This window comes from Ferrimonas pelagia (assembly GCF_039543565.1).
In the GTDB taxonomy this organism is placed as follows: domain Bacteria; phylum Pseudomonadota; class Gammaproteobacteria; order Enterobacterales; family Shewanellaceae; genus Ferrimonas; species Ferrimonas pelagia.
In genome coordinates this window covers 22202-37342 of record NZ_BAABJZ010000106.1, presented here as the reverse complement: position 1 = coordinate 37342, position 15141 = coordinate 22202, and the positions used below count along the sequence as shown (strand labels likewise).

Genomic DNA, 15141 nt, shown 5'->3' with positions numbered 1-15141 from the left:
ATCGACTCAACGGCCATAGAGAGTAACAGCTTACAAACAAATATCATAAAAACAAAAACTTATAGAATAAGTTGGCCGCTCAGTCGTTCGGCTCGCTCAAAACCAAAAACAAAAAAACGCCCGCCGTTATCGGCGGGCGCTTCACTCATCCAGCGATTCAGCTCAACAGATCGGACAGATCCAAGCCCTCTGCGGCAACGCGATTGCGCAGTGTCGCCAACGCTTGGACCTGCAACTGTCGTACCCGCTCACGCGTTAAACCAATGTCCTTGCCGATCACTTCAAGCGTGGTGGGCTCGTGTCCACGCAAACCAAAGCGGCGTGCCAGGATCTCACACTGTTTATCCGGCAAGGTATCGAGCCAACGTGATAACGATTGGTGGAGTCCACTGCTTTGCGCTTGCTCCGATGGCCCTGCGCTGCGCTCGTCTTCGACGAAATCAACCAACTGCTTGTCACCTTCACCGCCAATCGCGATATTTAATGAGCCCGTCTTCTCGTTGAGCTTCATCATCCGGCTGGCACGCTAAGCGCATTCCCTAGCTGGAGAGGCTTCCCGCCGAGTTGCGCGGCTCCGTCAGTTGCAATCCCGCCTCCAGCGCATCAAGCAACAAACGCACCTTAGGAGACAGGTGGCGATTGTGGGGATACAACGCCCAGATCCCTTCATCCGGCTCTCGAAACGCAGTGAGCACCTCGTGCAATTGACCCGTGGCCAAATACGACTGCACATAGAGATCCGGCAACTGCACCAACCCCAATCCCTTGAGTGCGGCATCGAGCAGCGCTGTGCCACTGTTGCAGCGCAGCCGCCCTGCCACCCGGATCATCTTACTGGCCCCCTTTTCGTGAAAACGCCAGTGATCCAACGTGCCCAGTAGACAACTGTGACGCTCAAGCTCAGACAGGGTGTGGGGCTCACTGCGAGCCGACAGATAGGCCGGCGAGGCGCACACATGCAGGGTTCTCGCCCCCAACCGCTTGGCCATCATGCTGGAGTCGGCCAACTGGCCCAAGCGAATGGCCAGATCGATCCCCTCCTCGACCAGATCCACCCGCTGATTGGTGAGCAGCAGATCCACTTCCAATTCCGGGTAGTCCAGACAAAAGTCGTTAAGCAGCGGCGCAACCCGTTGCTCACCAAAGGTGACCGGCGCCGTCAGTTTCAACTTGCCGCGCGGCGTACTTTGCAACTGTGTCACCGCCCGCTCCGCCTCCTCCAAGCCATCCAGCAAGGGGCGGCAGTGTTGATAATAGATCTGCCCCACCTCGGTTACCGACACCCGACGGGTGGTGCGATAGAACAGCTTGGTGGCCAAACGGGCCTCCAGCGCGCTGATCTGACGACTGACCTGCGCCGTGGAGCTCCCGATCCGCTTACCGGCGGCGGTAAAGCTCTCGGTCTCCACCACTGCAGCAAATTCACTGATCCCTTCCCAGTTAAACATCGACATTATTACCAACCAGTAAAAGTAATTTACATTATAGCCGGATTATCAAATCTTCCGTTGGGAATATACTGGCTCCATCAAAACGCGGGCCCCCTATCGCCCCGTTGTACACGGCACTTCGCCGAGGTTAGCAAGGAGACAAAGATGTCCGAACAAAACCCAACCCCACAAGTACTGAAATCCAAAGCCGCCGTTGCCTGGGCAGCCGGTCAGCCACTGTCGATGGAAGTGGTGGATGTCATGCCGCCGCAAGCCGGCGAGGTTCGTATCAAGATGGTGGCGACCGGTGTCTGTCACACCGACGCCTTTACCCTGTCCGGTGATGATCCAGAAGGGATCTTCCCCGCTATTCTCGGCCACGAAGGCGGTGGGATCGTCGAATCCATCGGCGAAGGCGTCACCAGTGTAAAGGTCGGCGATCACGTGATCCCGCTTTACACCCCAGAGTGTGGCGAATGCAAATTCTGTCAGTCGGGCAAGACCAATCTGTGTCAGAAAATTCGTGAGACCCAGGGCAAAGGTCTGATGCCGGACGGGACCACCCGCTTCTCCAAAGACGGTCAGCCGATCTACCACTACATGGGCACCTCGACGTTCTCCGAGTACACCGTGCTGCCTGAGATCGCCGTGGCCAAGGTCAACCCAGAGGCCCCACTGGAAGAGGTCTGCTTGCTCGGTTGTGGCGTCACGACCGGCATGGGCGCAGTGGCCAACACCGCCAACGTGCAGCCCGGTGATACCGTCGCGGTCTTTGGCCTGGGTGGCATTGGTCTCTCTGCCATCATCGGCTCGGCCATGGCCAAAGCCGGCCGGATCATTGCTATCGACATCAACGAGAGCAAGTTCGAACTGGCGCGCAAACTCGGTGCCACCGATTGCATCAACCCGAAAGACTTCGACAAGCCGATCCAGGAAGTCATTGTCGAGATGACCGACGGCGGCGTGGACTACTCCTTCGAGTGCATCGGTAACGTGCACGTGATGCGCAGCGCACTGGAGTGCTGCCACAAAGGTTGGGGCGAGTCCGTGATCATCGGTGTCGCCGGTGCCGGTCAGGAGATCGCCACCCGCCCATTCCAATTGGTGACCGGTCGCGTCTGGAAAGGCTCCGCCTTCGGCGGCGTTAAAGGCCGCTCTCAGTTGCCAGAGTACGTAGAACGCTACATGGCGGGTGAATTCAAGCTGGATGATTTCATCACCCACACCATGAGCCTAGAGCAAGTCAACAAAGCGTTCGATCTGATGCACGAAGGCAAAAGCATTCGTACCGTGATCCACTTCGACAAGTAATGATCCATTCATGATCGCGTGTTCGGGCCGCCTTTGAGCGGCCCGAACCCTTTTCAGCGGAGGCCCTATGCCTAAGATCGAAATGCTCAGCGCCAACAAAAGCTTTGGCGGCTGGCACAAACAGTACCAACATCAGTCAACCGCACTCGACGGCACCGCTCGCTTTGCCATCTACCTGCCGCCGCAGGCCAGCGCCAACCACAAGGTCCCTGTCCTCTATTGGCTCTCTGGCCTGACCTGCACCGATGAAAACTTCATGCAGAAAGCCGGGGCACAGCGGATCGCCGCCGAGCTGGGGATCGCCATCGTCGCCCCCGATACCAGCCCGCGCGGCGAGCAGGTGGCCGACGATCCGGGGTATGATCTCGGCCAGGGCGCCGGCTTTTACGTCAATGCAACGCAGGCCCCTTGGCACAAACATTACCGGATGTACGACTATGTCCTCGATGAATTACCCAGCCTGATCGAAGCCACCTTTCCGGTGTCGGCGCAGCGGGCCATCTCTGGCCACTCCATGGGCGGTCACGGCGCACTGGTTTTGGCTTTGCGCAATCCTGAGCGTTATCGCTCGGTGTCGGCCTTCAGCCCTATCAGCAACCCGGTCAATGTTCCTTGGGGCCGTAAGGCGTTTGCCGCCTATCTGGGAACCCAGACCGCCGACTGGGCACAATACGATGCCAGTTTGCTGATGCAACAAGCTCAGCAACGGGTGCCCGCTTTGGTCGATCAAGGCAAAGCCGATCCCTTCCTGAGCGAGCAATTGATCCCGGCCGCGCTCAGCGATGCCGCTCGCGCCAGCGACTACCCGCTGCAGCTCAACCTGCACGAAGGCTATGATCACAGCTACTACTTTATCGCCAGCTTTATTGAGCAGCACCTGCGTTTCCACGCCGAGCATCTGGCGCGCTAACCGTAAAAAACCGAGCCCGTTAAGGCTCGGCTTTTTTAGTGCCACCGTGAGTGGCTCCATTGATGGCTGAGATCAGAAGCGGAGCACGCCCACGGATTGCAGGAACACCACCACGATCGCCGCGGGCGCCAGGAACTGGACACAGAACAACCACAGCGCATGGATCAGCGCATTGCCATTGAGCAGCTTCAAGGAGATCTCACGGGATACAAACCAACCGGTAAACACCGCAATGGCCAGGCCGCCAAGCGGCAACATCACCTTCTCCGTCAACTGATCAATCGCATCAAAGTAACTCATACCTAACCACTCAGGGCTGGCCCAGTCTGCGCCGGCAAAGGAATAGACCGTCAGCAAACTCATCAAACCCAGCGTGGTGGCCACGATCATCGCGCTGTTGATCCGGCTTAAGCCGGTGATCTCACAAAAACGCACCACGGTCGATTCGATCAAAGAGATCCCGGAGGTGAACGCGGCCACCACCACCATCAAGAAGAACAAACCACCGACGATCTGACCCATCGGCATGCTACCAAAGGCGATCGGCAAGGAGTGGAATAACAAGCCGGGGCCTGCGCCTGGCTCCAAGCCATTGGCGAAGACGATGGGGAAGATAGCCAGACCCGCCAGCAACGCCACCACGGTATCAAGCAAAGCGATCTGCACCGAGGTGCGGGCGATCGACGTTCCCTCAGGCAGGTAAGCGCCATACATGATCACGATGCCGGAGGCCAACGACAGGGTAAAGAAGCTGTGACCCAACGCCACCAGAACGCTGGTCCAGGTTAATTTGGAGAAGTCCGGCGCAAACATAAACTGCACCGCTTGCCCAAACTCGCCGGTCACCGCGGCATACACCACCAGCACGCTCAACAGAACAAACAACAGAGGCATCATCTTGCTAACGGCCGCTTCCAGGCCGGCGCGGATCCCACGGGACACCACGAAGGTGATCCCCGCGATCATCACCAAACTCACCACCATCAAGCTCGACGGCGACGCCAGCAAACCACCAAACAATTCACCGATCTGCTCCGCGTCTTTACCGGTAAATTGACCGGAGAAACCAAACCAGGTGTATGCGACCGCCCAACCGGCGATCACCACATAAAACGATAGGATCAAGAATCCGGCGATGGAGCCCGTGGTGCCAACGACCGACCAGCCGCGGTTGCTACCCGATGCCTGCGCGATCGCAGCGACCGATTTGGCCGGAGAGCGGCGACCAAATTTACCCACCAAAGCTTCTGACATCAGCACTGGCAGACCGATCAGGCCGATACACAGGAGATAAACCAAGACAAAGGCACCACCGCCATGCTCGCCCATGATGTAGGGAAAGCGCCAAATGTTGCCCAAACCAACGGCTGACCCGGTCATTGCCAACACATACACCATCCGACTGGACCACTGCTCGGTTCCGGCCCGACCTACCTTTGCATCAAAACTTAAAGTCGCATCTGACATTATACATTCCTGTTTTTTAAATATTTTTCTCAGGTTGCGAACACAAATACCACTCCAGATCCGTCGGTGCAAACGACACCATCCCGACCAAGCCCGCCCCGACCAGTCAGATCCGCTGCATCAACACAGGGCGTACTGCCTTAGCGATACAGCGCGACAGCAGTACAGCAATGTCTGCTGTCATTGACACCATTTGCGATAGGAACACCTCTTTTGCCGCAAGCGAAGCAAGCGGCGTATATTTGAGCCATCATCAGACTCAAGCGCTGCAAGATGAATAACGGAATGACTTTAGCCAACGCCAAGCGGCCGCTTGGTAGTTCAATCCACTGAGCCCGTAAGAGGAAAGATTGTCCTATCGAAACGCGGGGCAGGACGTGGTGCGCTCGGATGGGGCTGCTCATGGCGATGAGACGCCACCGCGCGGGAACCCGACCGCTCGCCGGGTTATCGTTAACCTCTCGCTGGCTGACACTCTTATGTTGCCAGCACTGTCGCCTTAATCCTTGTTATGCAATTGATCGGAAAATCGACCCAACAGGCGTTGTACTTCCTGCGGCGTGATCGCATCCTGCGCGAGTAGCTGCTGCTGCAACTGATTCAACTCGCGACTCAGAGTTTGCATATGTTGCTGTTGCTCACGCTGGAATTGCGTACGCACCGCTTCGCGATCCAGATTGGGATCCCGCAGCGCGCTGGGTGACAGCAGTGATTGCACCGCCTCCACCAGTCGATTCAGGATCCGATACATCAGATCCGCCGAAAACCCGCCGATCAACGCCAGCGTAATGCGGATAGCCGCCTCACTCGACGGCCCGGTGTCCACCTCATCGCCGGCGGCTTGGGCCACGGCATCCAGATTAATGGGGATCAACTGAGTGAGAATGATCCCAGAGATCAAGCCAACCACAAATCGGACCCAATAGGCGCTTTCGTGACGCGGATCGTACACCCGGCCGTGACAAACGAATTGGCCTTAAACAAGGCGGCGAAAGAGGCGCCAACGGCAGCGGAAGCCAGCAAGATGGCCTGAACCAACAACAGGGTCCAGCCTTGAAGCTCAAACATGCTGGCGACCATATTGTCATTGTTGATCAAGCTAGACAGACTCAGCAGCAACATGGCGGTCAAAGAGCCGATCGCCACCAACATCATCCGGCGGGTCAAGGGCACCGGACCCAGAAACAGAAAGGGCTGCCCGCACCCACCTATTTATCCATTAACACGATGGTTTCGGGTTTAGCCGGCGCCACCAGCTCGCTCAGACGATTGTGGATCTCGGTGAGCTCTGCAGCGCGCTGGCGTAAATAAGCGCCCTGCTGGCACGGGCTGAGCGTTTGGTGATCCGCCAGGGTGGCTAACTGCTGACCGACACTCGGTGGCAAACAACTGCCTTTCGACAGCACAAACCGGGCCATCGCCTGACACTCTTGCTCCAATATCGCCACCAATCCCGTTGTCTCACACGACACCGAAGATACCATCGAAGGCTCACCGCGATAAGACTGCACCTCTCTGCGGCTCGCGGCCAGCTGTCCGGGCAACGTCAGATGCTCGATCCCTTCCGGCTTTTGTGCAACCTCCGCCTGCCGCGGCGCGTCACTCGCCGAACGTTGCTCCGTTACCTGATCCATGCGCTCTTCCCTGCCCTGCCCAGCGTACACGTTGCGCTGAACATAGGTGATAGTGACGCGATGTGACACTGTCGAAGGTGCAGTGTCGAAGGTGACAGTGTCGAAGGTGACAGTGTCTGGCCGATCCGGAGCACGCCATAAGCGTGCGTTGCATGACGTCAACCAACGGCCAACCGATACCAGTCCGACTCACCCACGACATAGATCGCTCCACTGCGTTGGTGCGCGCATCGCCAGCGTCGAGACTGCCGCCACCTCGGCGTGAAACACACCCGCCAGCGCCAAGCCAATGTGTCGCTGAGCCGGTCGATGCAATGTCGAGCCGAGACCGCTTTCCAACCCAAGTCGCGATGCCGGCTTCATCGGGGGAAGCGGTTGCAACGAGGGAGCCATCAGTCAAGATCTGCCAACATTGTTACCAATTGGCAAACATGATTTACCCACAAGGGCAATTATCACTCCCTCACAGATCAATATAATGGGCGCATCAAACGCACATAAGGACACTGTAATGAGCTGGTTGTTTTTGACATTGGGCGTGATTGCCGAAGCACTTTCCCACGTCGCGCTTAAGGCCACCGATGGTTTCAGCCGTCCCGTTCCGGCGATCTTGGTTCTGCTCGGTCACCTCAGTGCCTTTCTGTTTCTCAGTCAGGCAATGAAGGGCTTACCCGTCGGGATCGTGCACGCGCTGTGGGCCGGACTGGCCATCGTGCTGGTCAGCTTGATGTCAACTCTGCTCTATCGCCAACATCTTGAGCCCAGCGCCTGGCTCAGTATGGCCCAGATCGCAGCAGGCGTGGTGCTGATCAACCTGCACGGTGGCCACAGCCATTAAGCAAAGCTTGGGACCCTTGAGCAACAGGGCCACTCGCAACATTCAGCTAAGCGCCTAACCTAAAGAGGCGTGCACCGTGAATCAAGGCGCCCAAGCGTCCACAACCACAGGTCCTTGGCTGACTCACCCTATTCAATCGTGGAGCGTATTATGACCAAAATCGTAGTTGTCGGCGGCGGTGCCGGAGGCATGGAGCTGCTTAAAAAGCTCAGCAAGCTGGGCCGAAAAGGTGAGGCCGAGATCACCCTGGTGGACGTCAGCGACCATCATATCTGGAAACCCTTGCTGCATGAGTTAGCGACCGGCAGCCTGGATGAAGGCCTGAATGCGGTCGATTACCGAGTCCATGGCAGTCATAACTATTACCGTTTTGAACAGGGTGCCATGGCCGGGCTGGATCGCATCAATCGCCGAGTGTTACTGGCCCCGCTGTATAACGAACAAGGCAACGAGATCCTGCCTGAGCGCGCACTTGAGTATGACTATCTGGTGATCGGAATCGGCGCCGTGACCAACGACTTTGGTGTTACCGGCGTAAAAGAGCATGCCTATTCTCTGGATCTCACCAGCCAAGCCATGAAACTGCGCGAACGGATCCAACAGCTGTTTCTGCAACACGCCCACGGCGTAGCCGATAAAGATCGCTTTGATATGGCGATTGTCGGGGCCGGCGCAACCGGTGTCGAGATGGCGGCAGAGATGCACCATATGAGCGAAACCCTGCGCAGCTATGGCTACGACCTGTCGGACGATCTGCTCAACATCACGCTGGTGGAAGCCTCCGATTCGGTCATGCCTGCGCTCGACAAAGGAGGACTGCGACAGGCCGTCAACGACAAGTTGCTTGAGATCGGCGTCGACGTTCGTACCGAGACCCGCGTGACCGAAGTCACTGAGCAGGGTCTGCACACTGCCGAGGGCGAGGTGATCCAAGCCGATCTGGTGCTGTGGGCCGCCGGTGTTAAAGCGCCGGAGGTGTTAACCACCCTTGGGCTGGAAAATCACCGTGGCAATCAACTGGTGATCGAAGCGAACGGCAGAACCACCAGTGATCCTCGGATCTTCGCCTTCGGTGATTGTGCACCCACACCTCAGGCCGACGGTCAATGGACGCCGCCCCGCGGTCAGGTGGCACGCCAGATGGCCCTGTTGGTTGGCGACAACCTGATCCGCCTGATCAAGGACGACAACGCCGCCTTAAAAGAATACGTCTATAAGGATCTGGGCTCGTTCGTGAACCTGTCTCGTTTCCACACTGTGGGTAACATGTTCTCGTTCCTGCGCGGCGGCTTAGCGGTTGCAGGGTGCCCGGCACGGTTTGTCTATGCCTCGCTGTATCGGCGCCACATGTTGGCCCTGCACGGCCCGGTGAAAGGCACCATGCTGCTCGCACTCAATGGCTTACAGCGAATCGTTCGACCACAGCTTAAGCTTTGGTAACGGCAATTCACTGAGGTGGCCCTCTGGGCCACCCATTTCCGATTAAGAGGTTCACTATGGCTGGAGGCTTCAGTAAAGACGACGCCTTGCAAGAGCAGATAGACGCCACCATCGATGACGCCATCGAGCAGATCCGCACGCGCAATCAACACGCCCAACAGCCCAGTGCAACAGAGTGCGACGAATGTGGCGAGCGGATCCCCGAGCCACGGTGTGCCGCGCTACCCGGAGTGCGTCTGTGTGTTGCCTGTCAAACCCAACTCGATCAGCGCCAGCAATTGGCCGCGCACTATAACCGTCGCGGCAGTAAAGACAGCCAATTACGGTAAAGCGACCGCGTACTCTGGAGGCGCCGAGATGCCCATTCTGCAACTGCAGCTTGTTTCCGAAGCAGAACACACTGTCTACGACAATCTGTCACAGGCTTATGAAGCGGAATTTTCATCACTCACCGGACGAATGCCAGACAAGCTAGGCCGGTTATCAAAAGATACCGAGCTTGGCGGCCGTGTCCGTGGCTACCTTTGGCTGCAGGATGGCGTGCCCATCGGCATGGCCGCGGTGGATCGCCAAGATCACCACAGCGAAGTGTGTGACTTCTACATTATCCCTTCTGCTCGACGCGGTGCCCTAGGCAGAGCGTTTGCCCATGCCCTGTTTGATCAACGCCGAGGCGAGTGGCTGAGCAAGCAGATCGCCGGCGCCGAGCACGCCGTACACTTCTGGCGCCGCGCCATCAGCAGCTATTCGCAGAGTGATTTTAGGGAAGACCCGTACCGGGATCGCTACTGGGGCATCGTCACCCGCATGCGCTTTACGACCAGCAAGCCCGTGACTGAGCCCAGTTACGGCTTACTCGGGGAGGGTAACAAACGCTGATAAGCGTCGCGTAACTGCATCAAGGTGCGATCCTCTTGCGCCAGGCGGGCGGCTATCTGAGCCAAAACCTGCTCATAGGCCATGGAGTCCACGCCTTGATCCTTCGCCTTATAATGAAACTCATGGGTGATGTCCCCCCACGCATCCTGCATCTTGGAGCGGATCTGGATCTCACACAACATCTCCGCCGCGCAGATCTCGGTATGCGGCGGCTCCCCATGTACCTTGTCGTAACCCACATGGGCCAGCAGATGGATCGCGCGATAGCCCGACGCCTTGGGCTGATCGATGTAGTCCTCGATCTCCGCCTCAAACCGCAACTGATGCGAACGCGAGACAAACGCTAATACCCCGCTGCAGTCATCCACAAACCAGCACACCAAACGGGCGCCGATCAGATCCTGGATCACCGATGTCGGCTGAGTAAACTCCGGCCAGCCCTTGCGCTCCAGCTTGGCAAGAAAACTGGGCAGAGACTTAACCCGAGTCGAAACCTCGACCGCCTCCGGCGGCAAGCGATGCTTACTGGTGTAGGCTAACGCCAGCTGAGACAGACGAATAGCCAACAAGGCGCGGATCTGCTCCAAGGTCTCACCATAACGGCCATAGAACTCGACTGCCCTCGCCCGCGACCGCTCTATCTGTTGCGATTGCACTCGCTGCTTATCCATTAGCCTCTCCATCAATGTCAAGCCTGAACCATCGACTCGTTAGTCATCATCGCTGATACGTGCATCGTCTCATAGAAAGGACGCGTTTAACGCAGTTAAAATCCATTCGACCAGCCAAGCTCAAAGCTGCTGTTATCGCTCCAATCCGCTTCGTTTAACACGATCCCACACCCTATCTCCTCGTACGGTTTCTACACACCCCTCTGCCTTTTGACTCACGGCAGAATTCCGGTGCGCGATAAAAACAAACCTAGCCAATCCTTTGTAAGCCAACAACTATCGAGACGACGACAACCTAATCGAGACAGACAGCGAGAGTTCATCGCAAGATGGGTTCAGTTTCAAAAGCAAACCATTGAATGCCGTGACCATAATTCACTCAAATCGGCAGTGTTCTCACGCTCATCCCGCCAAAACATTGACGCTCGTCACCTTTTTTTGGTTGCGACATTGCCATTGTGTATGTGTGCAAGATGAAAGGGACGAATTGAAACCGGAAGCACTGCAAACCGCTCACTGACTAAGACTCTTTACTCAGGTGCTAACACAGCCAACCATCGATAGAGCCTAGGTTACTAAACGATTAGAGCTAGAAGTGCACGCATCAAAGGTCAACCATGGAGGCCGACACATGAATGGCGCGACAAGGTTAGTCATCAACAGCTCAAGATTGAAACAGCTACGAAGTAACATGGGGCTGAGTCAAGAGGGGCTTGCCGATGCCTGCGAGCAACGCTTGATCCGCGTCTCTATTGCGACCATTAAACGTGCCGAAACCGATCGCCCAGTTAGCAATAGAACCGCCCACAACCTTGCCAACTTCTTCAATATTGATGTTGCTGATTTACTGACAAACAAAGCCAGCGCAACGGTTGAAAAGACGCCAAGAAAACAGAAGTCAAAACTCTACCTTTTGATCGCCATTCACACCTCCAGCGACGAGTTGATGGCACAGCTCAGTAAAGACATATCCCGGTTAACCACACTGCCGGCTATCGGCCATCACTCAGCCAAACTGCAACTTGTCCCATTGCCATCGGCCGATGCCATGCCCAAAGAACAGGTACTCAATCAACTGGTCTATATCTGGAACAACGCTCGCAAGGCCGCTTCGATAATCAAACCTTTTTCACTGTGCGTATCTGCACTCTATTGTGAAACGGATCAGCATGCGCTCAGCCAGGTCACCGAAAAGGCAGCGTATCACCTGACATTATTCAATCGCATACCAAACAATCGCCTGATTGTTACCGAGGAGGTAAAAGTCGCATTTCAGCAGCACTTTTATTTCAATCACATCGAAACAATAAGTCAATGCGCACTATGGTCATTGGACCATGAGCTCAACCTGTATCAAGGTTCGCGCATCGGTCTTCTCGGACGTAGTGGGGAATTGAATCAGTTAACCTCCATCATTGCAGGTTCGCTGTCGCATAACAAACGAACATTGGCGTGCGTTCATGGCATAAAAGGCATAGGTAAAACAAGATTTCTTGAAGAGATCGGTCGCCACTTCCACAGCAATGATGTCCACGTTGTTTACGCGGATCTCGCGAGGGGTGAACTGGACTGGTGGTCGATAACTGAACTTCTATTACCTTTGTCCGATCAGAAAGCCAAGGCCTTTAAAGTGCTCATTATCATAGATAATATCGACCTAGCTTCTGATCGCGTCATAGATAGGATCAATAAGATCCGCTCGCCCGACGCGCAGTGTAACTTATCGATACTCGTCTCTACCAACACCGCTACATTGACAAAGGTCAATGACCGACTGCAAATTGATCACCAGTTCGAGTTAACACAACTTGATCAGCAAGAGTGCTGCAAACAACTACAAGATCGTCTTAATTTAGAGCGAGCGCAAGCCGAACAAATCATCGTGAGTTCATCTTGCATTCCGACCTTCTTACGGATTTTACTACTACGCGAGACAGACAACATCGAAGACGCTTTACGCATGGAAATTCAGAGCAGAATGGAACTGCTCTCTTCGGCTCAAAAGCAACTTATCCATATCTTAGCCATCTATGACAATGAATTAACCATCTCTCAAGCCAATGGTATTCTAGGAGCTGGTAATTGTATCAACCAAATCATTGAATGTGGGCTTGTTACATACAGTGATTTTCACAAGGTAACCCTAATAAACCGCATCACGCGGGCCATCATATTAGATTTAATCGAACCGGAGCAACGCCAGCATATACATCAACGTATCGCGGAGATACTCACCTCGAACGAAGACAATATAACGCTTGCTCTGCTTGAAAGCGCAAACCAGCATTACAAAAGTGCCATGCTATTCGCGAACGTCGCGTGGTGTTGCCGTAAGATCGCCTACCTAAACCTAGAGTCCGCAGAGTATATAGCAGCGGAGCACGCGATCACAGAAGGGCTCCGTTACCTGAACAAGGCCGACGCGAGCCCAATTCAGGCCAGGACTTGCGAGCAACCGATAAGTGAAAGTATCGAAATAGATCTGCTCTTGCTTCAAGCCAACCTATATAAACAACAGCACGGCTGGGGCCATTACAAATTAGAGGAGATCTATCTATCAACTCTCGATAAATGTGAACTCCTGTCAACAACCACGCGAAAGATGGAAAGCTTGTTTGGATTGTGGTCATTTTATTTTTCAAACGGAAACTTAAAAATGGCGCAATACTATGCCGTAAAATCTGATGAACTCACCAAAATGGGAAAAAACAACTATTATAAAATGTTGTCTTTGACAGCACTGAGCAACACCAGCCTTTGGCGAGGGGAGCACCAAAACGCAGTGGACAATGCCAAACGAGCACTGAGCTACTTTAACCCCTTTGAGCTAGACGAGATCCTGTCTGTCGAAGGGCAAGATCCCAGAGTACTGCCCTACTACATCATCGTGATGGCAAAACTGATGCTGGATGAATCAGACAGTGCGGATGCACTGGCAGAATTGCTCGATATCGCAGCGCAGACATCAAACCTCTTTAGCCAGGCCATCGCCTACCAAACCGCAGCACTGTTTCACTTACATATGCGCGCCCCTAGCCAAGCAAAATATCATGCACAACGGCTTTTCTCCCTCAGTAGCGAGAATACCTTCGCCTACTATCAAGGTCTCGCAACGATGATCCAAGGTTGGGCAGAATATCAGATCTCGGGTGACAGCAATCAAATCGGCCAGGTTGTGGCTGCGTACGAAAATTGGATGACCAACGCCGGCGGTACACTCTGCTTCAGTCTCTACGCGGTTATCCTCGGTGAACTACTCATCGCCGAACGTCAGTATGATACTGCTCTCGAGCTGATCGATGACGCAGCGCTTGCATCACTTCAAAACCAGTCCAACTGTTATATTTCTGAACTGCTCGCGCTAAAGTCCATCTGCACCAACGATCGCCGCTACCTCGACGACGCACTCAGTCACCCATACTGCTCACCCAGACAGCGCCGGCTTATTGAAACACACCACGGCATAGAGGCGCTCGTCGATTAAATAGGACTGTTGGCGATATCCTTAGCTCAATAACATTCAACACGTTAGTCATGAATGTTAAGCCTTCGACTCCTGAAGCCGAAATCTCTGACGGGAAGCACAAGCGCCATACTCATTACCCAAATAATAACCAACGCTCATCAGCGCACCCGCTTGCACGCCTTTCAGAGTCACAGGAATAACCCCAGAGCGGCGTTCCGTATTAAGTCTTTCGCTACCTATCGCTTGTGCACAGCCGGTGATATCAAACACCACGATGCTATCACCATTCTCAGCCGGCTCAACCCCATCGAGACATTGATATCGCACGCAAACCGTCAATTCGTTACCTGTCGTCTCAATCGCCTCTAATGCAACCTTGTTGACAAATGACGCACCGGTTTGTCCCTTGGTAAGCTGGGAATAAGAGCAGATCGTCTTTGGGATCTCATCACCCAGCGCCAGCGCCACCGTATAGTTGTTATTGAGCAAGTCTAACTGAGTATCAAGCACAAGCTGCTTCGGGGTTCGGCTCGCGGCCAACCCGCTAAAAATAAGCAAGGGTGCTTTACCGACCGGATTCGACAGACCTTCCGTGATAACCACCATATAATTATTATACCGTTCACCCTGTACGGTATATTGCTCGCAGGTCTGATAAACGATGGTTAATTGACTTGGATTGCTCTTTTTAACCCCCATTGACACCAAAGCGCTTGAGTGTTGGTCAACTATATTAATCGACAAGGTCATAGAGCAGCTCCAGCAAACAAAATTAGAGGTGATGCGATAGCAACAAAAATACCTTTCCCTTATCGGGCCACACCAACTAATTCGCGTATCAAGTCAGTATCAATTTAATATCAGCGAGACACACGAAACCACAAAACAACAGGTCTGACCTGTAAACGCATGAATTACTTAATCAAAAACAAAGGGCTCACTCAAAGACCACAAACCAGCAACAAACAACTGATGCAGACTTGATACTGAAACCAAACCGATACTGGGCCAATATAACTACGACAAAGAGAACGACGGTTCGCAGTCTAGCGTATATATCCGAATGGTCACTCTTTGACTGCAACCCCCATGTTT

Annotated in this window: 15 protein-coding genes; 7 read left to right on the top strand and 8 right to left on the bottom strand. The window is 54.5% G+C overall.

Annotated elements, in window-relative coordinates; all coding sequences use genetic code 11:
- Positions 1-157: 157 nt before the first annotated feature.
- Both ABEA08_RS20845 and ABEA08_RS20840 read right to left on the bottom strand, forming a co-directional pair.
- Positions 158-514, bottom strand: coding sequence for a sigma factor-like helix-turn-helix DNA-binding protein (locus ABEA08_RS20845; protein WP_345337377.1), 357 nt, complete (start codon positions 512-514; stop codon positions 158-160).
- A gap of 25 nt (positions 515-539) precedes the next feature.
- Positions 540-1448, bottom strand: coding sequence for a LysR family transcriptional regulator (locus tag ABEA08_RS20840; protein ID WP_345337453.1), 909 nt, complete (start codon positions 1446-1448; stop codon positions 540-542).
- A gap of 147 nt (positions 1449-1595) precedes the next feature.
- On the opposite strand from ABEA08_RS20840, the gene ABEA08_RS20835 reads away from it, so the two are divergent.
- Entirely contained in the window at positions 1596-2741 is a 1146-nt protein-coding gene (locus ABEA08_RS20835) for an S-(hydroxymethyl)glutathione dehydrogenase/class III alcohol dehydrogenase (protein ID WP_345337376.1), read from the top strand.
- Positions 2742-2808: 67 nt separating this feature from the next.
- On the top strand, positions 2809-3651 hold the full coding sequence (gene fghA, locus ABEA08_RS20830; protein ID WP_345337375.1) for an S-formylglutathione hydrolase: 843 nt from the start codon (positions 2809-2811) through the stop codon (positions 3649-3651).
- Between the two features lie 72 nt (positions 3652-3723).
- Here fghA and ABEA08_RS20825 read toward each other — a convergent pair whose 3' ends face one another.
- The 4 genes from ABEA08_RS20825 to ABEA08_RS20810 all read right to left on the bottom strand — a co-directional run bounded on the left by ABEA08_RS20825 (position 3724) and on the right by ABEA08_RS20810 (position 6752).
- Positions 3724-5118: a sodium-dependent transporter gene (locus ABEA08_RS20825; RefSeq protein ID WP_345337374.1), complete on the bottom strand. Its 1395-nt coding sequence runs from the start codon at positions 5116-5118 to the stop codon at positions 3724-3726.
- A 499-nt stretch (positions 5119-5617) separates the two neighbouring features.
- The gene (locus tag ABEA08_RS20820) at positions 5618-6028 is read right to left on the bottom strand and encodes a hypothetical protein (RefSeq protein ID WP_345337373.1); all 411 of its coding nucleotides are present in this window, start codon (positions 6026-6028) and stop codon (positions 5618-5620) included.
- The gene (locus ABEA08_RS20815) at positions 6016-6285 is read right to left on the bottom strand and encodes a hypothetical protein (protein ID WP_345337372.1); all 270 of its coding nucleotides are present in this window, start codon (positions 6283-6285) and stop codon (positions 6016-6018) included. Before ABEA08_RS20815 ends, ABEA08_RS20820 begins: the two co-directional genes overlap by 13 nt.
- A gap of 41 nt (positions 6286-6326) precedes the next feature.
- Positions 6327-6752, bottom strand: a complete 426-nt coding sequence (locus ABEA08_RS20810) for a hypothetical protein (RefSeq protein ID WP_345337371.1) — start codon at positions 6750-6752, stop codon at positions 6327-6329.
- A 511-nt stretch (positions 6753-7263) separates the two neighbouring features.
- On the opposite strand from ABEA08_RS20810, the gene ABEA08_RS20805 reads away from it, so the two are divergent.
- From ABEA08_RS20805 to ABEA08_RS20790, 4 genes are all read left to right on the top strand, one after another.
- A complete protein-coding gene (locus ABEA08_RS20805; RefSeq protein ID WP_345337370.1) occupies positions 7264-7590 on the top strand; it encodes a DMT family transporter in 327 nt (108 codons plus the stop codon).
- Positions 7591-7740: 150 nt separating this feature from the next.
- Positions 7741-9030, top strand: a complete 1290-nt coding sequence (locus tag ABEA08_RS20800) for an NAD(P)/FAD-dependent oxidoreductase (RefSeq protein WP_345337369.1) — start codon at positions 7741-7743, stop codon at positions 9028-9030.
- A gap of 56 nt (positions 9031-9086) precedes the next feature.
- Positions 9087-9359 carry a DksA/TraR family C4-type zinc finger protein gene (locus tag ABEA08_RS20795; protein ID WP_345337368.1) on the top strand — a complete coding sequence of 91 codons (273 nt, stop codon included), beginning with the start codon at positions 9087-9089 and terminating at the stop codon, positions 9357-9359.
- Positions 9360-9387: 28 nt separating this feature from the next.
- Positions 9388-9909: a GNAT family N-acetyltransferase gene (locus ABEA08_RS20790; protein ID WP_345337367.1), complete on the top strand. Its 522-nt coding sequence runs from the start codon at positions 9388-9390 to the stop codon at positions 9907-9909.
- Here ABEA08_RS20790 and ABEA08_RS20785 read toward each other — a convergent pair.
- Complete coding sequence (locus ABEA08_RS20785; protein WP_345337365.1) at positions 9876-10580, bottom strand: GTP pyrophosphokinase; 705 nt, start codon at positions 10578-10580, stop codon at positions 9876-9878. The two genes, ABEA08_RS20790 and ABEA08_RS20785, sit on opposite strands and share 34 nt — an antisense overlap.
- A 631-nt stretch (positions 10581-11211) precedes the next feature.
- Between ABEA08_RS20785 and ABEA08_RS20780 the strand changes: the two genes are divergently transcribed.
- The gene (locus tag ABEA08_RS20780) at positions 11212-14064 is read left to right on the top strand and encodes a hypothetical protein (RefSeq protein ID WP_345337364.1); all 2853 of its coding nucleotides are present in this window, start codon (positions 11212-11214) and stop codon (positions 14062-14064) included.
- A gap of 57 nt (positions 14065-14121) precedes the next feature.
- On the opposite strand, the gene ABEA08_RS20775 is transcribed toward ABEA08_RS20780, so the two are convergent.
- Complete coding sequence (locus ABEA08_RS20775; protein WP_345337363.1) at positions 14122-14796, bottom strand: hypothetical protein; 675 nt, start codon at positions 14794-14796, stop codon at positions 14122-14124.
- Positions 14797-15141 lie beyond the last annotated feature (345 nt).